Here is a 20,342-nt window from a genome sequence, read left to right on the forward strand (position 1 = left end):
CATCTGATTTCACCCTAGGACAGGTATTGCAAATCTGCAAGAAATTGCGATGAGTGCCTGAACGGTCATGCAGGGTAGCCAGGGAGGCTGGGAGTCCGGCGGGCTCGCCTCCGCCTCTGCCTCTGGAGGGAGGTCAGCGGCGCCAGGGGAGGTCGGCGGGGAAGGCCGGGCGGTCCGGCCCCGTGAGGCCGGTGAGGATGATCTCGCACGCTTCACCGAAGGCTCGTGCCTGCTCAGGCGTCAGCCGGTCGAAGACGGCAGCCCGAACGGTGGCGACGTGACTGGGGGCCGCCTGCTCAAGGGCGGTCAGCCCCTCCTCCGTCAGCACAGCGAGCTGGGCCCGCCCGTCTCCCGGCGCGTCCTCGCGGCGCACCCAGCCGCGCTCCTCCATGCGGCTGACGGTGTAGGAGAGCCGTGTCCTGGCGATCTTCAGCTGTTCGGCGAGGTCTGTCATGCGCAGCCGTCGCTCGGGGGCCTCCGAGAGAAACACCATCACCGAGTAGTACAGGTGGCTGAGGTCGGCCTTGTGTCGCAGTTGCTGGTCGAGGACGTCCTCCAGTACCAGGCTGAGGTCGCGGTAGGCACGCCAGGCGCGCTGCTCCTCGGGGGAGAGCCAACGGGGTTCCATGGATCGCACTCTAGTGAGAGCTCCTTCGAGGGTCGTCTCTCCGACCCGGTTCCGGGGGCCTGACAGCGCCGGCATCAGGTGGTTATCCGTACTGAATGAGGCGAGGACCGGCGACTTGCGCGCGGCTTTGAGGGGCAGGCGGTGCCTGCTGGGTACTGCTGCCATCACCCGGCAACGGCCCTACGTCGCCCGTCCCGAACGGCGCCGGACACCTACCTCGCATCGCATCTTGGCAGGAGGGGGCCAAGCCCCGTGCGGGAGAGGGCGCTTGGCCCCAGAGGATCTCGTGTCAGAGCGGGAGGTCGTCGGGGAGCCCCCCATCCCCGCTGGGGACGAACGTCAAACTCCCTCCATCCGCAAGCAGTCAGGCCCTGAAGATCCGCACCCCACGAGCGCGGCGTCGAGGCGGAAGCCCTGACGGAATCTCGCCCAATCCGCGGGATGGCCGCTTGGCCGGGCGTGGCAGCCCTCGGGCATGCCACGGTCCGCTGTAGAGAATGGGCATGATTCTCAAGCATCCCTCCGACCGCGGAGGCTCGCGGAGCAAGCCGTTTGAGAGGCTGGCCGAGAATGCCTCGCGGTTCACCAGTTCGGCAACGTTCTTCGGGGTCTGCCTGCTCCTGGTCGCCGTGGCTGTCACGTTGCACGTGATCGGTTTGCCGATCACGTGGCTTCTCTTCGTGGGCGAGGCGATGTCGGCGGTGACCCTGCTCATGGTGGCGCTGCTGAAGAACTCCGAGCTGCGGGCCGAACGCGCCGTCCAGCGCAAGCTCGACGCCATCGCGGCAGCCCTGCTGGAAGGACAGGAGGGCGACGGTCCAGGAGAAGCACACCAGAAGCTACGGTCCGCCCTCGGTAGGGAAGAGAACTCCTGATGCGCTCGGTTCTCACACGCTTGCCCGGCACCGACGCTTGGGTCCCGGTTCCACGAGACTTCCCCCATAGGAATGCCTGTCGTGCCCACCTGAGCTGACAGCGGAGCCGCCTCACAGAACGTCGGCGGCATGCTCCGGCCTGCCCAACGGCGGTACGCCTGGCAGTCGCATGCTGTCGCGGTGTGAGACCTGCCCCGCAGGGAACCCGCATTCAGACAAGGGCCTGAGCTCCCGCTGGCCGACGAAGCAGACGTCGTCCTTGCTCGGCGGCGCTATGCGCCTCCCCCAGGGCGGAAGCGCATCCCTCCGTACGGCCCGGTCTCAGCAGCTCCCGAGGCGGCGCCGAGCCATCTGCCTCCTTCGGAGAGAGTGTCACCATCATGGCCAGAAGTACCACGCTTCACCCGCCGTCCTCGGCGATGCCCGGCAGTGACTTCGCCCGGCTGTCGAGGAAGATCGCCGATGCCGGCCTGATGGGCCGCCGTCCCGGCTACTACGCACTGCGGATCACCGTGGTCGCCGGGCTCTACGTCGGCGGGTGGGCCACCGTCGCGCTCATCGGTGACAGCTGGTGGACCCTGACCGTCGCCGCTTTCCTGGCCGTTGTCTTCGGTCAGGTCGCCCTGCTCGCCCACGACGCGGCCCACCGTCAGGTGTTCCGCCGGCGCCGGGCCAGCGAGGTGTCCGGACGGATCGCCGGTGCCGGTATCGGGATGGGCTACGGGTGGTGGCAGGACAAGCACACCCGCCACCACGCCAACCCCAACCACGAGGACCTCGACCCCGACCTCGACCCCGACCTGCTGGTCTGGTCCCAGGACCAGGCCCGGGCCGCCACCGGGCTCCCCCGCCTGATCGGCCGCTGGCAGGCGTTCCTGTTCTTCCCGCTCCTGACACTGGAGGGCTTCAACCTGCACGTGTCGAGCGTGCGAGCGCTGGCCAATCGCTCGCTCAAGCACCGAGCGCTCGACGGCGTCCTGCTGTTCGCGCACTTCGCGGTGTACCTGACCGTCCTGTTCTGGCTGCTGCCCCTCGGTATGGCGATCGCCTTCCTGGCCGTCCACCAGTGCCTCTTCGGTGTCTACCTCGGCTCCCTCTTCGCGCCCAACCACAAGGGCATGCCGATCCTGAAGGGCGAAGACCGCCCGGACTTCCTGCGCCGCCAGGTGCTCACCTCGCGCAACGTGCGCGGCGGTCGGCTCACCGACATCGCGCTGGGCGGGCTGAACCACCAGATCGAGCATCACCTGTTCCCCAGCATGCCCAGTCCCAATCTGCGCAGGGCACGGACCATCGTCCGGCGCTACTGCGAGGACCTGGGCGTGGACTACGTGGAGACCGGGCTGATCACCTCCTACCGGCTGGCCCTCACCAGTCTCCATCAGGCGGGAGCACCGCTCCGGAGGACCCGGGTTCCCGCGTAGGGACCGAGCAGGAAGAAGAACCCGAGAACGTGGCCTTCAGGCGACGCGGTCGGCGCGGTGGCGGGCTTCCCGGAGTCTGACCTTCGACGGGAGGCGGTCCAAACCGGCCGAGTCCCGCGCGTGCGCGAGGGTTTCCCGGCTCAGTTGCCCCAGAATCCGCTCCGGGTCCGCGTGAGGCTCCAGCAGCAGCCGCACGCGTGCGGCCGGAGCTGTACGTCTGCCGGTCAGCCGTACATGTGCCCGTGAGACCCCGTCCAGGGCCTGCGCCTCTTCCTCGATCACGTCTGCCAGCGTGCGGCCGTCGAGTCGGGCCGCCGCGCCGTCCTCGCTGTCGACGAGAACGTGGCCCAGGCGGTGTCTGCGCTGTGCGAAGAGCCACCACAGCAGCAGAGCCAGCAGCACGGCGAGCACCGCGATCACGGTCGGCCACCACCAGCCCTCTTCCCGCCACCGGGTGCGTCCCTCGGTGCCCAGCACCACATCGTCCGGCCCGCGGAAGGGCCACCAGCCCGGCACGCCGAAACCCCAGTGGCGCTGCAGATCCAGCCCGCCCAGCAGCACCCCGCCGCCCAAGGCGAAGAGCCCGAGGCCGAGTAGCCCCAGCAGCACCCGGTTCACTGGCTTGAGCATCGGGATCACCTCAGCCCTTCTTCGGGCGCCGGACGTGCACGGTCAGCGCGGGTTGCCGGGCGAGACCCATGGACGTCACGGCTTCGCCCAGCTTGGCGTCCAGGTCCGCGCGGACCTCCTCGAGATCGCGGAAGTGTGCCTCTGCCCGGGCTTTGACCTTCCGGCGGCCGACAGCGACCCGTGCCGACTGGACACCGGGCACCTGCACGGCCCGGTCGCGCAGCACCAGGGCGACCGCGCGGCGGTCGAGTCCGGCGTGGACATCCTCTGCCCCGGGGGTACCGGTGGGCTGCCGCATGGGCAGCAGCCTGCGCAGTCCCGGCGTCACCGCCAGCAGGAAAAGCCAGAGGCCGAGGGCCATCGCCACGGCGGCCCCGACGATCATCCAGGTGTCATCCAGTGGCCGTGTGGCCAGCTCCTCGGCGAGCCGACGCCGCCAGCGCATCGCGGACCGGCCTGCCCGCACCGAGACCACGTCGTACAGGAGCAGTCCAATCGCCGCGACGGACAGCAGGGCCACCAAGGCCGCGGGAATCCGCCGCGCAGACCAGAAACGGTGCTCCGACCGGCCTGCCGTGTCGACCGCTGCTGTCGAACCCGTGCCCGGAGCGCCGTCTGCGGACGAAGCTTCCTGTCCGGGATCGGAGGGAACGTCGCTGTCACCGGCAGTCTGCCTCCAGGTGCTCGGGCTCATCTCACCCTCTCCTGGTCCGTGTGCCGCGCATGCACCGAGTGGAGCCTCTCGACCGACACCGCGAGGTCTGACACGTCCATGCCGGCCCATGTCCTGAGCCTTTCGGATACCTCCCGGCGCACTGCGGCGCACTGCGCCCCGATGTCGGACGGATAGCCGAGCTCGACGGTGATGCGCATCCGTACCTCGCCGATCACCGCCTGCCGTCCGGCGGCGGACCCGTCGCCTCCTCCGGCGGTGTTCCGCTCCGGTGCCCGCCGCACGGTTGTGGTCACTTGTGGCGTCCGGCGGCCGGGCGGTACGCGGCCGACCGACTCGGTGAACCGGCTCAGCGCCTCGCCCGCCACGTGGGAAGCGATCTTCGCAACGACCCGGTCGGCGACGGTGATCGCACCGCGCTCCCCGCGCGGGATACCCGGGCGCCGGTCGGCTTCACCGGTCACTGCCGCCAGTCTCCCCGAGCCCGTCGCCGGTCATCGCGGATCCGATCCTGCCGGTCTCGGCGGCGGACGAAGTCGCCCGGTTCGAGATCACCTTCCGCGAACCGCCCGACCACGAGACCGACGACGCCCAGACCGAGCACCAGCAGGAAAGCCCAGAAGCTACCGAAATACGCGGCGAAACCCAGCGCCATTCCGGCCATCAAGCCAACCACGGCCCTGCTCATCACGTGCTCCTTCATTCAAGCGGGCTGCTCCCGGCCCGGCTACTGGATCCGCTGCCGCGCTTCTCCTTCGTCCTCCTCGTCGGGGAGCTTCACGTCGCTGACCATGATGTTGACTTCCACGACGTCCCGACCCGCCATCCGCTCCACCGCGGAGATCACGTTCTCCCGCACCTCACCGGCCACGTCCGTGATCGAGACGCCGTAGTCCACGACGATCTCCAGATCGATGGCCGCCTGCAGCTCGCCGACTTCGACACTGACCCCGCGCGTGGCGGATTTGCCGCTACCGGCGCCGGGCATCCGCTCCCGCATGGATCCCATCGAGCGGGCGAAACCGCTGCCCAGGGCATAGACGCCGCGCACGTCCCGTGCCGCCATTCCGGCGATCTTCTCCACCACCACATCGGCGACGGTCGTCCGGCCGCGAGAACCGGGCGCACCACCGTGCCTTACGCCGGTGTTCTCAGCCATCGGGATATTCCTCCCTAAGAAGCACACCTGGCACTGTTCATTCGATTATATTCGATTTAGCACCTTTTGACCGAGGTGCGAATTTTGACGGGTGGTCCGAGAGTGGCCCGAAGAAGAGGACCGCGGCCGTGGAAGAAGGAGGGTGAGAGGCCGGTGACCGAGGCGTGGACGCAGGCAGTACGGCGCCAGCTCGACCTGGGTCGGCTGCTCCCGCTCGGCGGGCCCGACGACGGGACATGGATCACCGAGCAAGCGGCCGTCCGGGCCCTGAGGCGCGCGGCCGCCGAGGTTCCCGATGTCCGGGTCGAGACCCTGCGTGTCGGGTCGGCACCGCTCGAGCCCGTGTCCGAGCCGGCCGTCCGTCCGCCGGCCAGCGCGCTGCCGCCCGGCCCGCTCAGGATCGAAGCCGCATTCACAGCATCCCTCGGGCAGCCACTGCCTCAGACCGCCGACCAGTTGAGGAGCACACTGCTCACCGTGGCCGCTGAAGCGCTCGGCCTGGCCACCGTGACCGCCGACTTGCGCGTCACAGATCTCCATGAGGGCCCGGAGACAGCCGTAAGGTCGCGAGCCTCAAAGGGGGCCATGGAGCCCGCGCCGGAAGCTGCAGCCGTGCGAAGTTCACCTCCGGTGGCCGGTACAGGATCCATGCGGGGGCCCGTCGGTGAGCTGGCGGACGTCGCGGCGGCCGTTCGGGGCGTCGCCCGCCTCACCGCCGCGCTGGGAAGCCGCCCGATCAAGGTGGTGCACCAGGACGATCCCCCCAGCCGCCACATCCAGGTCCAGCTCGCTGTCGCCCCCGGACACCATCCACTGGAAGTCGCCCGCGCCGTCCGGGCCGCCCTGGCGGAAGCAGCCACCTCTGACACCCCCGGCCCGGTCACCGCCGCCGTCCTCATCACAGAAACCGCGCCCTAGCCAGGCAGGTGTCAACGGCAGCTCGATGCAACGATTCCGGATGAAACCGTGCAATCGGGGTGTCGGTTCAGGTCTTCCCCGCCCAGGTCACGCGTCGGCCGTCAGTCGGGCCGTTGGGTGCGGTTCTCGTGTGCGAGGCCGTCCGTGCGAGCAGTCGTGCGTGACCCGAGGGGGAGGACCAGGGCCCGCAGCGGCGCGGGGGCCGGTGGCCGGAGGACCGTGGGATCCGTCGGCCGGCGGATCGCGCCGATGTCCTGCCATCCCCACGACAGGAAGGCGTCGCGGGCCGGCGCGTCGGCCTGGTCGACCAGCGTCGCCCCGAGCGAGGCGTGGTGGTCGGCGAGCAGCCGTTCCTGGAGCCTGCGGGCGAGGCCCTGGTCGTCCGTATGGGGATGCACCACGATCTCGGTGATGGCGAAGACGTGTCCGGAGGCGGTGAGCTGTTCGACGCTCTGCGGAAGGGTCCCGTCGAACCCTCTCCACCAGGTCCCCTCGCGTGGTACGGGGAATCCGTAGGCACACCCGGCGAAGGCCGTGTCCTCCCCGATCAGCAGGGCGAAGCCGGCCCGCCGGATGTCGCCGGTGAGTCGCCGCAGGAACGCCTCCCGGCCTCGGTATCCCTGGCCCGCCTGTGCGCGGGAGGACTCCACGTACAGATCGGCCAGGTCCTCCCGCAGGGTCTCGGCCTGCCAGCGGTTCAGCCGGCGCAGACGTACGGCGTGGGCGGGAGTCGGTGTGCTTCCCTCACCCTGTGGCGGCTCCCGGCGGAGCGGGGCCGTCACGGTGAACCGCCCGCAGGGGCGGGAAACCGACGTGATGGTGGGCGAGCGCTGTGCACCTCGTGGAGCAGGAAACCGGAGCCGGTGATCTCGATGATGCGGGCCATGATCGGTGGCGGATGGTGCAGTCGGAGGATCGTTCCGGCTTCGGTGGCGAGCCCCGATGCCGCGAGGAAGGCGTTGAGTCCGCTGGCGTCGCAGAAGGTGACCTCCGTGAGATCGACGTCGGTGGTGCGGATGCCGTCGTGCAGGCATTCGGCCAGCGCGACACGCACGAGCGGGGCGGTGGCCAGGTCGATCTCTCCTGCGAGGGTGATCAGCGTGCAGGTGGTGGTGTGGTCGTGCCGGTGGACGTTCAGCCGTGGAAGGGGCATGGCTCCTCGGTTCGGAGTGCCCGTCGGAGAGCCCCGTGGCCGGACCGGGTCCGGTCCTCGCGGCGGGCCGCCGATGCGGGGTGTGCGAGATGGGCGGTGAACGGCCGCCCCTCAAGGATGAGTTGCGAAGCGCCGGGGTGGATCGGTCGTCCGGGGATACGCCACGAATCGGACGGAAGGCCCGCGCCCGACGGGGATCGTGTCTTGGAGGGATGGTGGCTCTGTGCCGCCCCGATCCCACGCTGCCTCGACCCGGGGCACAGGACGCGGGAGGACCCCGGCCTGTCGTGTGCGTACTACGGTCGGGCCCCGGGCTGCGGGCTGTGGTGAGGGTTCGCTGCGGGCTGCGGTGACGGTTCGGTCAGGCCGGCCCGTTCGGCGACGGGCCCGGGAGAGCCCCCCTCGTCCGCCGCGCCCGCGATCATCGCGACGGCGGCCGGTGCCGCTCTCTCCCGCCGGCCGCGGGCCTTGCGCGGAGCCGGTCCCGCGACAGGCATCCCGGAGTGGCCGTAGTGGATGGCGGCCATGCGGTCGCCGTGCTGCGAGTTCAGCAGACGGATGAGGAGCACCCCGAGGGCGATCATTCCCAGCATCACGGCCACGGTCACGAACGTCTCCACGGTCCTCACCTTCCCATCGGCTGCTGCGGCATCGCGGCGGTCATGGCCGGGCTCCGTGGACGTGCGGCCCCGTCCTGGGACTCAATCCCTCCTTCGGAGTCCCAGACCGCCTCCACAGCCCGGTCGGCGTCGTGCAGTGTCCGCAGGCGCGTCGCCTCCTCCACCAGCCGGCTCGCGGTCGACATGCAGCGTGGGTCACTCGCGGCGGCCATGAGCCAGGCGGCCGAGTCGGGAGCCGTCTGCGGTGGGACGACCAAGAGGTTCCAGCGGCCCACGTGGTAGGAGAGCAACAGCAGTTCATGCGGGTCCTGCTCGTCCCGGACACAGCCCACGTTCACCACGTGCCCGGCGACGGGCACCTTGCGCGCGATGACCGGCCACTGGGTGGGATTCACCGTGACCCGGGTGATCCGCCCCCACAGCGGATCCAGTACGGCGCTGAGGGACGGGAGTTCCGCCCCGAGATCGCGGGAGCGGGGCCACCAGGCGCCGTCCAGCAGAGCCGGGGCGGAGCCGGCGGGAGCCAGCGACAGACGCAGAAAGGCCGGGGAGAACCGGTCATCGGCCTCGGTCGTCGGCGGGCGGGAAATGGTCGCAGTCATGACGCGAACCCTGCCCCGGGCCGACATGAGCCGGCCCGGAATATTCGATCGCCGAAAACGACACGAGCCTGAAAGCCAGTGCGCGGAACATCCTCGGTAGTTCCAGGGTACTCCTCGAACAGGCCCAACGGACCGTACCGACAACGGAGGAACGGTCCCATGCGCCCCTCCCCGGAACCGTCGTCCCTCAGGCAACGATTCCGGGCTCGGGCAGTGAGCACCCCTCGGCGGGATCGCGGCTGACTTCGATCTGACGCGCCGTCGGCAGGGCCCGGTCGGTCATCGGCGTTCGCCTGACCACCCCGCCGACAGCTTCACAAGGGCGACTCTCCGGGTACGCATGAGCGAAGGCACACGCGGCCGGTTCCCGGCACGTGGTCGGTGCGCGAGCGGAGCGGCGGTCCCCGCGCCCCGGACAGGCAAGCCCGGATGTCGTGCCCTTGGCGTGCCCGGTTTCTTGTCTGGTCCAATTCCGCTTCGGCACCCAGTCCGTCCCGCCGCTTCGCGGAATCCAGGCCGTACGGCCAGACCCCTCGCGGTCCACTTCACAGGAGCGCGAGCCTCGCCGCCCAGCATGTCGTCACTGTGTGTGACATAGGAGGAACATAGAGGCGGCGCGAATACTTGGCGGGCTGGCATTCACCGCTTCGATGGGATGACATGAACCCGAAAAGACGCAACGTCACGTTACTGGCCGCGACGTTCCTCGCCGCCTCCGCAGTGACTGGCATCGCACCGTCCGCCCAGGCCGCCCCTCAGGCCGCTGCCCAGGCCTGCGCGTACAAGGCGACCCACCTGCCGGTGCCGGAGGGCATCAAGGCCGGGGCCGTGACGGCGACGGCCGGGGCCGGGGTGTACGCGGGGGAGGTCGAGTTCCCGGAGGAGGACTCGCTGCAGCATGCCGTCCTCTGGTCGGGCGGTAAGGTCACGGACCTGGGGCCCGCGGCCGGGGCCGACTTCGACCTCATGGTCAGCGACGTGAACACCAAGGGCACCGTCGTGGGGCAGGGCGCCAAGATCACCGGTGCGACGGAGGGCTTCCCGACCTGGTCCTGGTTCCCGGTCGTCTCCCGCAACGGCAAGCTGGAGAAGCTCCCGGTGCTCCCCAACACCCACGACGTGCACACGAGCGCGATCACGGAGAACGGGGACATCTACGGCCACGGCTACGGCGCCGACCCGAACTACACCGAGGTCTACAAGTGGCCGGCCGACCAGCCCGGCACCGTGGTCAAGCTGCCCGGCCTCCCCCGCGGCAGCCAGGTCGAGGGCGTCGACAGCGACGGCACGGTAGCGATCACGGTCGTCGACAACCGAAAGGGCACCTGGCTGCCGTACCTGTGGAAGGACGGCGTCGCCAAGCAGCTGCCGATCCCGGCCGGCTCGGCGCACGCCCAGGTCACGGGGATCTCGAACGGCTATGTCATCGGCAAGGCCTTGACCTCCGACTTCGACCCGTCCGCCGTCCTGTGGAACAAGGACGGCAAGGCGACGGCCCTGCCGAAGGGTCAGAGCGCCTCCGCCATCAACAGCCAGGGCCTGATCCTCGGCACCGACACGAGGCTGGTCGCCAGCCTGTGGCAGCTGACCACCGGCGTGGGTGCCGCCCCGAGCGACGGCGCGCTCCACGCGCTCGCCGACGACGGGACGCTGGCAGGCGCGAAGGCCCGCACAGGCAGCACCTTCCCGCGGTTCCCGGCCGTGTGGCGCTGCGGCTGATCTGTTCCACCACCAGAAGGGCGTCTCGCCGGTCGGCGGGGCGCCCTTCCTGTTCCTTGGACGCCGCCATTGCATGTGCTCACTCCACCAGGCAGTTGACACCTCGCTCTAGCACCTGCAAGTATTTGTTTGCAGATGGAGGAGGAGCATGGAGCTTTCCGAAGTGACGGGTGACCGGCTGGTACAGATCCTGGCCACGCTCGCCAACCCGCACCGGATGCGCATCCTGGCCGCCCTGGCGGGCGGCGAGGACTACGTGAGCCGGCTGGCGCGCGAAATGGGGATCAGCCGTGCGCTGCTCCAGGTCCACCTGCGCAAGCTGGAAGCGGCAGGGCTGGTCACCTCGAGACTCGTGCTCTCCGAGGACGGCAAGGCCATGAAGTACTACGACATCGAGCCGTTCTCGCTGCACCTCACGCCCGAGGCCCTCGCAGCGGCCGCGCTCTCACTCACCGCTGACCAAAGTCAAGGAGACCGTAAATGAGCTCTGTGCAGCTGGCCGCTTACGACGACGGCATGATCTGGTCCTTCGGGTCCATGGGATTCATCCTCGTGTGCGCGGTTCTCGTGATCTGGCCGACGATCGCGGTGTGGCGTGCCAAGACCGTGATGTCCAGGGAGAGCGACTACAAGAGCATCGCGGAGAAGGCCGTGATGGCCCAGCAGGACATGGAGCGGGAACTGGTCGAGGTGCGCCTCCAGCTCAACGACATGAGCGACCGGGTCAAGACCGTCGAGCGGGTCCTCAAGGACGTCGAGTGACTCGACGCCGCCCGGTTATACGTCTCTAGGGGCTCATCCTCAGAGCCCCTCACCCGCACCCCCCGGCTGGAAGGACAAACTCCGTGTTCAGGAACGCCGTAATGACCGAGACGCCGACGGCCGCCCTGGCGGTGGCCCCCGAACCGGTGGCCGAGCCCGCTCCGCGCCAGGACGGAGTCCGTCCGCCGGGTGCCGGCGGTGACCTGGTGCTGGCGAACAGCGGCATCGTGGTCCGGCTGGTTCCGAACCCGGCGTTCAACGGCCGCCCCGCACTCGCCCTGCTGTCCGATGACGAACCGGTGGCGCTGACCCCGGCCCTGGCCGGTTCCGGCCGAGTGCTGGCCGGGGCGCTGCACGGCCGGCGCGGTGAGCGGCCGTGGTCACTGACCTGGGGCCGGTTGCCCGCCGGTGAGTTCAGCGTCTGCGCGGAGTTCGTCGGCGAGACGCAAGGGGGCGCCCCGCGCACGATTCTGGCCACGCGGCTGGGCCCCGACTTCTGGCTCGCCGAGACCGCGGGGGACTATCGCGGGGTCACCGTCACGACCGCACAGAACCGGCTGTACAGCGCCCTGTGGCCGGCACCTGCAACGCCTCACATGCTCTGAAACTGTCCTGAGATCACTTTGGCATCGTCCTGTCATTGCAGGAGGTTGACAGTCTGACGAGCTGACAGTTCCGCGCCAAAGCGGCAGGATTCTGACCGACGGGGGAATCCTGATGGTTCGCGAGCGAGCCTGATCATTTCTGAACGAGCGCTGAACGAACCTGACCTGTATCGGGATCGTCCCCTCGACATGACCTGTTTGTACCTCGCCTCCGGCGAGGTGGTGGGGGGAGTCCTGGATGTCCAAAGGCGTGACGACACCATCGTTCGCCGTCATCTCCGGCGCGCAGGTGCGGGACGCACTGCACGGCCAGGAGAAGAGGATCGCCGAACTGGTCGAGGAGACCTACCGGCTGCACGGAGCCGGACAGACCGTCAATCCTCCGTCCTACTTCCTGCGCTTTCAGGACCGCCCCACGGCCCGGATCATCGCTCTTCCGGCCTCCCTCGGCGGCCGGCAGCGGCTGGACGGCCTGAAGTGGATCTCCAGCTTTCCCGAGAACGTCGCGGGCGGGCTTCCCCGGGCCTCCGCGGTGCTCGTCCTCAACGACCACGACACCGGCTACCCCTTCGCCTGTCTGGAAAGCTCCATCGTCAGCGCCACCCGCACCGCCGCCTCCGCGGCCCTGGCGGCAGACGTCCTCACCCGTGACCGCCGGCGCCCCACTCGGGTCGGCTTCATCGGCACCGGACTGATCGCGCGGTACATCCACACCTACCTCACGGGCACCGGCTGGTCCTTCGAGGAGACCGGGCTGTACGACCTGTCCGCGGAGTCCGCCGAGGGCTTCCGCTCCTACCTCGAAAACACCGGCGACGACAGCCCGGTCACTGTGCACGACAGCGCCGAGGACCTGATCCGCTCCTGCGACCTGGTGGTCTGCGCCACCGTCGCGGCGGCACCGCACATCACGGACCCGTCGTGGTTCGCCCACAACCCGCTGGTGCTGAACGTGTCGCTGCGCGACCTGTCGCCCGAGATCATCCTCTCCGCCACGAACGTCGTCGACGACGTCGAACACTGTCTGAAGGCGGACACCTCACCGCACCTGGCCGAACAGCGCGTCGGACACCGGGACTTCCTGCACGCCACCCTCCCCGAGGTGCTGGAAGGCAAGGCCGACCTGCCCGCCGGCCGGCCCCTGGTGTTCTCCCCGTTCGGTCTCGGTGTCCTCGACCTCGCGGTCGGCGGCTTCGTCTACGAGGAGATCCAGCGACGTGGCGAACTGGCCGTCGTCGACGACTTCTTCCACGAACTGGACCGATACGGGCGCGGCTGAGCCGGCCCACCCGATCGACTCTTCCCGCCGGTGACGCACGGCCACAAGCCGTGACCCCGGTCGCGCCGCGGGTGCCCCCACCGCCTGCCGCGCCGGCCCGAGAGCGTGCGGAACGACAGCCTTTCCCACAAGCACGGTTCCCGCTCACTCGCCAGTACGCACCACAGCCACAGCATGCGGGCGTCCTCAGTGGGGACGCACCCCTCTTGCGCATGCACTGAGAGGGAGAACATGAGATTCCTGGTTCTGGGCTCGGTCGAAGCGTGGACGACGCCCCACCACAAGATCGCCCTCAGCGGGTCCAAGCTGAGAACCGCCTTCGCCGCGTTGGTCCTCGCGCGAGGCAGAGTAGTACCGGACTCCAGGCTCTCCGCCCTTCTGTGGGGCGAGGAGCCCCCCACGACGTCGGCCGCCCAGATCCAGACCTACATGTCGCGGCTGCGCCAACTGCTCGGCGACCACGCCGAGGTGGTCCGGCAGCGGCCCGGTTACCTCCTGCGACTGCCGGACGGCCCCGGGCAGGAGGGCACGTGGGACACCGACGTGGCCGAGTTCGAGCACTTCGCCGCGCTCGGCCGTGACGCGCTGGCCGCGGGCGAGGCGGACCGTGCAGCGGACCTGCTGCGCCGGGCGCTGGCGGTCTGGCGCGGGCCCGTGCTCGGCGGCGTGACCGAGTTCCTGGCCGAGGCCGAGCGCGGCCGGCTGGAGGAGATGCGGCTGACCGTCCTGGAGCGACGCATCGACGCCGACTTCGCCCTCGGGCGCCACGCCGAACTCGTCTCCGAACTGATCGGCCTGTCCGCCGCCCACCCGCTCCGCGAGCAGCTGTGCGGCCAGCTCATGACCGCCCTGTACCGGTGCGGCAGGCAGGCCGACGCGCTCACCGTGTACCAGGACTGCCGCCGGACCCTGGCCGACGAACTGGGCATCGACCCCACCCCGTCGCTCCAGGGGCTGTACCAGTCCATCCTGGTCGCCGCACCCGTACTGGCCACTCCGGGCGAGGCGGCCCCCCGGGCCGAGGAACACAGACAGGCGCCCGCCGAACTGCCGCCCGCGCTCTGGGACTTCACCGGCCGTGAGCAGGAGGCCATCCGGCTGCGGACCCAGCTGGCCACCCGGCCCCGCGCCGGGACACCGGCCGTAGGCGTGGTCACCGGCATGCCCGGCGTGGGCAAGACCTCGCTCGTGCTGCATGTCGCGCACCAACTCGTCGACGACTACGTCGACGGCCAGCTCTGGGTGGACCTGCGCGGTAGCTCGTCGTCCCCGCTGGACCCCGCCGACGCGCTCGCAGACCTGCTGAGGGCACTGGGCGTCGACAGCCGGGACATCCCGGCCGGCCTGCCCGAGCGCACCCGGCTCTACCGCAGCACGCTGGCCGACCGGCGCTGTCTGATCATGCTGGACGACGCCGCGGGTGCCTGGCAGGTCCGGCCCCTGGTGCCCGCCGCGCCCGGCTGCGGTGTGCTGGTCACCGGCCGGTCCCGGCTGAGCGCCCTGGAAGGCGTACGTCCCCTCGTCCTCGGTACCTTCACCCGGGCCGAGGCGACCGCTCTGTTGTGCAGGACGGTCGGCGAGGAGCGGCTCGCCGCCGATCCGGAGTCCGCCGAGGAACTCGCGGAGGCGTGCGGGGGGCTGCCGTTGGCAGTGCGGATAGCCGGATCGCGACTGGCCGCCAGGCCGCACTGGACGCCGCGCAGCCTGGCCGACCGGCTCACCGATCCGCGGCGCACCCTGGACGAGCTGTGCCTCGCGGATCTGCGGGTGCGCGACACCCTGGAAGCCGGCTACCGCCGGCTGGCCGAGCCCGCCCAGCGCGCGCTGCGCATGCTGGCACGGCACGACGTCCCCTCGTTCAGCGCCCGCACGGCGTCGCTGCTGCTCGAACTGCCGCTGGACGCGGCGCAGGACGTGCTGGACCTCCTCGTCGACGACCACCTGCTGGAGCCCGTCGAGGGCGAGAACCGCGGCTACCGCATGCACCGGCTGGTCCGGGCGTTCGGTCTGGAGCGGGCGACATGGGGAGAGCCGGGCCGGGAACAGCACACGGCGCTCGACCGGGCCGGCCGGCCGCATCGGCGACTGGTCAGCAAGCGCGGCGAAGTGGCCTGAACCCGCTGTCCCTTCTCCCGCCGGGGAGAAGGGACAGCGGGTGGTCTCGTAGCTCAGGCCTCAGGGCCTCAGGAGGTGACGGAGACCGAGCCGCCGCCGGACCTGGCGATCACCTTGTGCGACGAGGCGGGGTCTGTCTTGACGGTCACCTTCTCCTCCCCGCCCTCGGCGTCCGCGTCGACGGCGTACGACCCGGCGGGCAGCCGTACGGTGAGGTCACCGCCGTCGGTGCTCACATCGGCGCTGTCCGGCGCGGACGTGAACACGGCGTCGGCGTCACCGCCACCGCTGGCGATCTTGACGGTGGTGGAGGCCAGTTGCTCCGCGGTCGCACTGCCGCCCTCGGTCTCGACGGTGAGCTTTCCGGCCAGGCCCTTGACTTCGGCGTCACCGCCCTCGGAGTTGAGGCTGACGGTCAGCTTCCGCGGCACCTCGATCCGGTACGAGACCTCACAGGGCGAGGAGTCCCCCGAACAGCCGCGGGTTTCGAGGGAGAGCGTGGAGCCGCTCACCGCGTGCCGCGTCTCCGGCTTGGAGCCCGAGTAGAGGAACTTCTCGGTGACCTGTACGGTCGTGCGGTCGCTCGCAACCAGTTCGATGAGGCCGCCGTTGCTCTTCACGCTCAGCGCCGAGACGGCTTCCTTCACCGTGTACGAGCTGCTCTCGGACGTCTCGTCGCCCGACGTGCAGCCGGCTACGAGCGCCATGAGCGTCAGTGCTGCTGCGGCGGAAGCCTTGGTCTTCACGGAGTGTTTCCTTTGCCTTGAGTGACACGGCGCACGGAGGCCCCAAGGCCCCAGTCGACAAGTCTGCTCAACCCGTGTAAGTGCTGTCAGGCGACTGCGTTGGCAGGAGCCTGCGGTGGCAGGTTGTTGCCGCCGCGGGCACACCGGGCACCCCCCTCCGGCCGGTTCCGGTGTGCCATGGTGATGCGGTGCCCCGGCCGACCGCCCGGGCCGCCGCGTTCGCCGTCCGGACGCGAGAGAACCCACACCCCCGGCCTCGGCCGCCATGGTGTGCGCGGACCGATGGGGGGCCTGGGACATGGACGTTCGTGGTGGTCAGGCACCCGTGCGGGCCGGTGGGAAGTCGTTGCCATGGATGCGCGATAGGTGCGCCATAGAGGAGCCCTCCAGGCTGATCGCCGTCAGCCGGCGGCCCGCGGCATCTGCCCACGGGCCCCGGAACAAAACGATCACGCAGCGGAGGGCAGCCACTATGGGCCGTCCCGTGCTCAACGGAATTCTGGCGGCCATTGGGGAAACACCCTTGGTGGAGCTGGGAAAGATCTTCCCTGGGCTTGGTTCCAGGGTCTTCGCCAAGATGGAGAGGTTCAACCCGGGAGGAAGTGTCAAGGACCGGTCCGCCCTCGGGATGCTGCTGCGCAGAATCCAGGACGGCGAACTCGTCCCGGGGCGCTCGGTCGTCGTCGAGTCGAGCTCCGGCAACCTGGCCGTCGGGATCGCGCAGATCTGCCGCTACTACGGAATCGACTTCATCTGTGTCGTCGATGCCAAGACCACACAGCAGAACCTGGCGCTGCTGCGCGCCTACGGCGCCAGGCCCGAAGTGGTCCTGACACCGGACCCCGAGTCGGGCGAGTACCTGGCTGCGCGGCTGGCGCGGGTGCGCGAACTGGTGGCCACCGTGCCGGGCGCCTACTGGCCCAACCAGTACTCCAACCTGCACAACCCGCAGGCACATCGCAACACGATGAGGGAGATCGTCGAATCGCTGGACGGGAAGGTGGACTACCTGTTCGCCGCCGTCAGCACCTTCGGCACCCTGCGCGGATGCTCCGAGTACCTGCGCGAACAGGGGATGGACACCACCGTCGTGGCGGTCGACGCGGTGGGCAGCAGGATCTTCGGAAAGCAGGGAGCACCCCGGCTCATCCCCGGGCACGGGGCCTCCGTACCGCCGGCACTCCTGGACCCTGACGCCGCCGACCACGTGGTGCACGTGTCCGACATCGACTGTGTCGTGGCCTGCCGTCGGCTGGTGCTCTCCGAGGCGGTCCTCGCCGGAGGCTCCTCCGGCGCGACCGTGGCGGCGCTGGAGAAGTTCGCCGACCGCATCACTCCCGACTCCAACTGCGTTCTGATCTTCCCGGACGGGGGCGACAGATACCTGGACACCATCTACTCGGACCGGTGGGTCAGTTCGTCCTTCGGAGAGATCTCCCATCTGTGGAAGCAGCAGAAGGACAGCGACGGCTGATCCCTGCCGCCCGCCCCGTCCCGGTCAGCCGGCTCCCGCACAGCGCCCCGGCGGGCCCTCAGGCGTGTCGCGCATGTCCGCGCGGTACTTGAAGGAATCGAACGAGAAGGGAGAGCCGCTCGTGCCCTCCAACGGTCCGCCGGCTACCCCCACAACCCCATCTCAGCCGGGAAGAGGCCAGCCGGAACCCCTGGTCGAGAGAGTGGCCGCGTGGTCGGCACGCCGCCGCAAGACCGCACTGTTCGGCTGGCTGCTCTTCGTCGTGCTCACCTTCGTGGTGGGCGCGGCCGTGGGCGGCAAAGGTCCGCAGAACCACGACCCGGGAGAGTCGGGCCGGGCCCAGGTCATGGTCGAGGAGGCGGGCGACGACACCCGGCCGCCCAGTGAGAACATCCTGGTCCAGGCTCGCGACGGCTCCCCGGGCTTCCGCAGCGACACCGCACTTCAGCAGGCGGTCCAGGACGTCGGCACGGCGCTGCGCGGCCTGACCGGCAAGGTGTCGGACGTGGTGGTCCCGACACCCGCCGAACCCGGCGGCCTGGTCTCCGCCGACGGCCGCTCCGTGCTCGTCACGTTCTCGCTCGCCGGACCCGGTCACGGCTGGGACAACGCGGCGGGCGTCGTGGAAGAGACCCAGCGGCGCATCGCGCAGGTCGCCGAGGACCACAAGGGACTGAAGATCGTCCAGGCCGGTGACGCCAGTGTCGACTTCGCCGTCGAGCAGGCCACCAGCGAGGACTTCGGCACCGCCGAACTGACCTCCATCCCCCTCACGTTGGCCATCCTCCTCGTGGTGTTCGGCGCGCTGATCGCGGCGGGCATCCCGCTGCTGCTCGCCGTGACGGCCGTCCTCGCCTCCATGGGGCTGCTGACCCTCGCGGCCAACTGGCTCCCGGTGAACGACACGGCCTCCTCCGTGGTGCTCCTCGTCGGCATGGCCGTGGGCGTCGACTACACCCTGTTCTATCTGCGTCGGGAGCGGGAGGAACGGCTGGCCGGACGCGACACGGAACAGGCCCTGCGGGTCACCGCGGCCACCTCCGGGCGGGCCGTCGTGATCTCCGGGCTCACCGTCGCCGTCTCCATGGCGGGCCTCTTCCTCACCGGCATCGACACCTTCACCGGCATGGCCGTCGGCACCATCGCCGTGGTTCTGCTCGCCGTCGTGGGCTCGCTGACCGCGCTGCCCGCCGTGCTGTCCATGCTCGGTCCCAAGGTGGACGGCCTGCGCCTGCCCTGGATCGGCCGACGCCGCGCCGAGCCCCGCGAATCCCGGGTCTGGACGGCCGTCGTGACTCAGGTCGTGCGTCGGCCGCTGCTCTGGGGCGGTGCGGCGGTCGCCGCGCTCGTACTGGCCGCGCTGCCGGCCGCCGGGATGCGGCTGGCCGATCCCGGGCTCCAGGAGCGGTTCCCGGACAGCGTGCCGGAGATCTCCCACCTGGTCGCCATCCAGGAGGCGTTCCCCGGCAAGCCGGCCCCTGCCCAGGTCGTGGTCACCGGCGACGCCGTGGGCACCGGCGCCTTCGACAAGGCGGTCACCGCCCTGCGCGAGCAGGTCGCCAAGAGCGGCGGAGCGCTCGCCGAACCGGTGCGGACCGCGGAGATCGGCGACGGCGGGACCGTCGTCGTCACCGTCCCGCTGGCGGGTACCGGGAACGACGCCAAGTCGCTGAAGGCGCTGGAGCTGCTGCGTGAGGAGGCACTGCCGCGCAGCCTCGGCGAGGTGGACGGACTGCGCTACGCGGTCACCGGCCAGACGGCCGGCCCGGCCGACATGGCGGCCGCCCTGGACAGCCGTACGCCGGTCGTCTTCGCCTTCGTGCTGATCTTCGCGTTCCTGCTGCTCGTCTCTGCGTTCCGGTCACTGGCGATCCCGCTGGTGTCCATCGCGCTGAACGTCCTGTCCATCGGCGCCGCGTACGGAGTCGTCACGCTGATCTTCCAGGACGGCCACCTCAGCGGCCTGCTGGGCTTCGAGTCGTACGGCGGGATCATCAGCTGGCTCCCGCTCTTCATGTTCGTGATCCTCTTCGGTCTGTCGATGGACTACCACGTCTTCATCCTCAGCCGGATCAGGGAACTGCGCATGGACGGCGCCGACACGAGTACCGCGGTGACACGGGGCATCGGCGGCAGCGCCGGCGTCGTCACCAGCGCCGCCGTGGTCATGATCGCCGTGTTCTCGATCTTCGCCACGCTGTCCATGCTCGACTACAAGATGCTCGGCATCGGCATGGCGGTGGCCATCCTGGTGGACGCCACGCTGGTGCGCGGAGTACTGCTGCCGGCGGCACTGGCCCTGCTCGGGGACCGCAGCTGGAGGCTGCCACGAGCGCTCGCCTGGATTCCAGCCGTAGCCGCCGAGAAGACCCCGCAGCCGCCCGCCGGCCCCGAGGAGGTGGCGCCGGACAGCGGTACGGAGGACCGGACGAAGGACGTCGAACGGGTCTGAGCCCCGGCTCTCGGAAACCACACGGCCCGGCCGCCCCCACCCACGGGGCGGCCGGGCCGTGCTCTGTCGCCACCATGGCCAGATAGCTCCGGTAGAGCCGGAGTATGGGAGCGCTCGACAGGATGAACAGCACGATGCCCGCAGCCTGACGGACGTGAATCCCGGGCCGCGGAGCCCGCTGCGGCCGACTGGCCGGCAGCACCACTCATCATCCGACGAGGAGAACTGTCATGGCCGACGAGCGTGCCGACGACCGCATCTACCACGTGGTCCTCAACGACGAAGAGCAGTACTCGATCTGGCCGGCGGACCGTGACATCCCGGCCGGCTGGCGAGCGGCGGGTACCACGGGGAGCCGCGAGGAGTGCCTCGCCCGGATCGGCGAGGTCTGGACGGACATGCGCCCGCTGAGCCTGCGCCGGCGCATGGAGCAGGCGAGCGCCTGACCCTCACCCTCACCGCCGTCGGCCTGCCGCTGGCGAGTCGGGCGCCACCGCGCCGCACCCCA

Annotated in this window: 23 protein-coding genes; 12 read left to right on the forward strand and 11 right to left on the reverse strand. The window is 70.0% G+C overall.

All coding sequences use genetic code 11. The annotated features are described in order from the left end of the window. Positions 1-133: 133 nt before the first annotated feature. Entirely contained in the window at positions 134-628 is a 495-nt protein-coding gene (locus MQE23_RS20765) for a MarR family transcriptional regulator (protein ID WP_243379833.1), read from the reverse strand. A 503-nt stretch (positions 629-1,131) separates the two neighbouring features. On the opposite strand from MQE23_RS20765, the gene MQE23_RS20770 reads away from it, so the two are divergent. Together MQE23_RS20770 and MQE23_RS20775 are read left to right on the forward strand one after the other, a co-directional pair. Then, positions 1,132-1,503: a low affinity iron permease family protein gene (locus MQE23_RS20770; protein ID WP_243379835.1), complete on the forward strand. Its 372-nt coding sequence runs from the start codon at positions 1,132-1,134 to the stop codon at positions 1,501-1,503. Between the two features lie 380 nt (positions 1,504-1,883). After that, on the forward strand, positions 1,884-2,927 hold the full coding sequence (locus tag MQE23_RS20775) for an acyl-CoA desaturase (RefSeq protein WP_243379836.1): 1,044 nt from the start codon (positions 1,884-1,886) through the stop codon (positions 2,925-2,927). 36 nt (positions 2,928-2,963) lie between these two features. Here MQE23_RS20775 and amaP read toward each other — a convergent pair whose 3' ends face one another. Genes amaP through MQE23_RS20800 form a run of 5 tightly spaced genes read right to left on the reverse strand, consistent with a single transcriptional unit; the run spans position 2,964 to position 5,389 of the window. Next, positions 2,964-3,557 (reverse strand): alkaline shock response membrane anchor protein AmaP, encoded by a 594-nt coding sequence (amaP, locus tag MQE23_RS20780; RefSeq protein WP_243379838.1) that lies wholly within the window; start codon positions 3,555-3,557, stop codon positions 2,964-2,966. A gap of 10 nt (positions 3,558-3,567) precedes the next feature. Further along, a complete protein-coding gene (locus tag MQE23_RS20785; protein WP_243379839.1) occupies positions 3,568-4,251 on the reverse strand; it encodes a DUF6286 domain-containing protein in 684 nt (227 codons plus the stop codon). Continuing rightward, a complete protein-coding gene (locus MQE23_RS20790) occupies positions 4,248-4,694 on the reverse strand; it encodes an Asp23/Gls24 family envelope stress response protein (RefSeq protein ID WP_243379841.1) in 447 nt (148 codons plus the stop codon). The genes MQE23_RS20785 and MQE23_RS20790 overlap by 4 nt, the downstream gene beginning before the upstream one ends. Next, positions 4,691-4,918 carry a hypothetical protein gene (locus tag MQE23_RS20795; RefSeq protein WP_243379842.1) on the reverse strand — a complete coding sequence of 76 codons (228 nt, stop codon included), beginning with the start codon at positions 4,916-4,918 and terminating at the stop codon, positions 4,691-4,693. The genes MQE23_RS20790 and MQE23_RS20795 overlap by 4 nt, the downstream gene beginning before the upstream one ends. A gap of 39 nt (positions 4,919-4,957) precedes the next feature. Further along, positions 4,958-5,389, reverse strand: a complete 432-nt coding sequence (locus MQE23_RS20800) for an Asp23/Gls24 family envelope stress response protein (RefSeq protein ID WP_243379843.1) — start codon at positions 5,387-5,389, stop codon at positions 4,958-4,960. Positions 5,390-6,037: 648 nt separating this feature from the next. Between MQE23_RS20800 and MQE23_RS43695 the strand changes: the two genes are divergently transcribed. Then, positions 6,038-6,307 carry a hypothetical protein gene (locus MQE23_RS43695; RefSeq protein WP_347710140.1) on the forward strand — a complete coding sequence of 90 codons (270 nt, stop codon included), beginning with the start codon at positions 6,038-6,040 and terminating at the stop codon, positions 6,305-6,307. A 101-nt stretch (positions 6,308-6,408) separates the two neighbouring features. Here MQE23_RS43695 and MQE23_RS20810 read toward each other — a convergent pair whose 3' ends face one another. From MQE23_RS20810 to MQE23_RS20825, 4 genes are all read right to left on the reverse strand, one after another. After that, entirely contained in the window at positions 6,409-7,089 is a 681-nt protein-coding gene (locus MQE23_RS20810) for a hypothetical protein (protein WP_243379846.1), read from the reverse strand. Then, positions 7,086-7,460, reverse strand: a complete 375-nt coding sequence (locus tag MQE23_RS20815) for an STAS domain-containing protein (RefSeq protein ID WP_243379848.1) — start codon at positions 7,458-7,460, stop codon at positions 7,086-7,088. Before MQE23_RS20815 ends, MQE23_RS20810 begins: the two co-directional genes overlap by 4 nt. A 296-nt stretch (positions 7,461-7,756) precedes the next feature. Next, entirely contained in the window at positions 7,757-8,080 is a 324-nt protein-coding gene (locus MQE23_RS20820; protein ID WP_243379849.1) for a hypothetical protein, read from the reverse strand. Between the two features lie 5 nt (positions 8,081-8,085). Then, positions 8,086-8,682, reverse strand: a complete 597-nt coding sequence (locus MQE23_RS20825; protein WP_243379851.1) for a DUF5994 family protein — start codon at positions 8,680-8,682, stop codon at positions 8,086-8,088. A gap of 660 nt (positions 8,683-9,342) precedes the next feature. Here MQE23_RS20825 and MQE23_RS20830 point away from each other — a divergent pair. From MQE23_RS20830 to MQE23_RS20855, 6 genes are all read left to right on the forward strand, one after another. Next, positions 9,343-10,401 carry a hypothetical protein gene (locus MQE23_RS20830; RefSeq protein ID WP_020277686.1) on the forward strand — a complete coding sequence of 353 codons (1,059 nt, stop codon included), beginning with the start codon at positions 9,343-9,345 and terminating at the stop codon, positions 10,399-10,401. A gap of 148 nt (positions 10,402-10,549) precedes the next feature. Further along, positions 10,550-10,885: a metalloregulator ArsR/SmtB family transcription factor gene (locus tag MQE23_RS20835; protein ID WP_020277685.1), complete on the forward strand. Its 336-nt coding sequence runs from the start codon at positions 10,550-10,552 to the stop codon at positions 10,883-10,885. Beyond that, positions 10,882-11,163 (forward strand): hypothetical protein, encoded by a 282-nt coding sequence (locus MQE23_RS20840; protein WP_051185769.1) that lies wholly within the window; start codon positions 10,882-10,884, stop codon positions 11,161-11,163. The genes MQE23_RS20835 and MQE23_RS20840 overlap by 4 nt, the downstream gene beginning before the upstream one ends. 101 nt (positions 11,164-11,264) lie before the next feature. Beyond that, entirely contained in the window at positions 11,265-11,768 is a 504-nt protein-coding gene (locus MQE23_RS20845; protein WP_020277683.1) for a hypothetical protein, read from the forward strand. Between the two features lie 238 nt (positions 11,769-12,006). Then, on the forward strand, positions 12,007-13,047 hold the full coding sequence (sbnB, locus tag MQE23_RS20850; protein WP_037674485.1) for a 2,3-diaminopropionate biosynthesis protein SbnB: 1,041 nt from the start codon (positions 12,007-12,009) through the stop codon (positions 13,045-13,047). Positions 13,048-13,278: 231 nt separating this feature from the next. Continuing rightward, the gene (locus MQE23_RS20855) at positions 13,279-15,162 is read left to right on the forward strand and encodes an AfsR/SARP family transcriptional regulator (protein WP_243379852.1); all 1,884 of its coding nucleotides are present in this window, start codon (positions 13,279-13,281) and stop codon (positions 15,160-15,162) included. A gap of 68 nt (positions 15,163-15,230) precedes the next feature. On the opposite strand, the gene MQE23_RS20860 is transcribed toward MQE23_RS20855, so the two are convergent. Continuing rightward, positions 15,231-15,908, reverse strand: a complete 678-nt coding sequence (locus MQE23_RS20860; protein ID WP_020277679.1) for a DUF4097 family beta strand repeat-containing protein — start codon at positions 15,906-15,908, stop codon at positions 15,231-15,233. Between the two features lie 472 nt (positions 15,909-16,380). On the opposite strand from MQE23_RS20860, the gene sbnA reads away from it, so the two are divergent. From sbnA to MQE23_RS20875, 3 genes are all read left to right on the forward strand, one after another. Then, on the forward strand, positions 16,381-17,382 hold the full coding sequence (sbnA, locus tag MQE23_RS20865) for a 2,3-diaminopropionate biosynthesis protein SbnA (RefSeq protein WP_037674473.1): 1,002 nt from the start codon (positions 16,381-16,383) through the stop codon (positions 17,380-17,382). 202 nt (positions 17,383-17,584) lie between these two features. Next, complete coding sequence (locus tag MQE23_RS20870; protein WP_243379854.1) at positions 17,585-19,834, forward strand: MMPL family transporter; 2,250 nt, start codon at positions 17,585-17,587, stop codon at positions 19,832-19,834. Between the two features lie 230 nt (positions 19,835-20,064). Then, positions 20,065-20,280, forward strand: coding sequence for an MbtH family NRPS accessory protein (locus tag MQE23_RS20875; protein ID WP_020277676.1), 216 nt, complete (start codon positions 20,065-20,067; stop codon positions 20,278-20,280). Positions 20,281-20,342 lie beyond the last annotated feature (62 nt).

Source organism: Streptomyces sp. HP-A2021 (genome assembly GCF_022807935.1).
Taxonomy (GTDB): domain Bacteria; phylum Actinomycetota; class Actinomycetes; order Streptomycetales; family Streptomycetaceae; genus Streptomyces; species Streptomyces afghaniensis.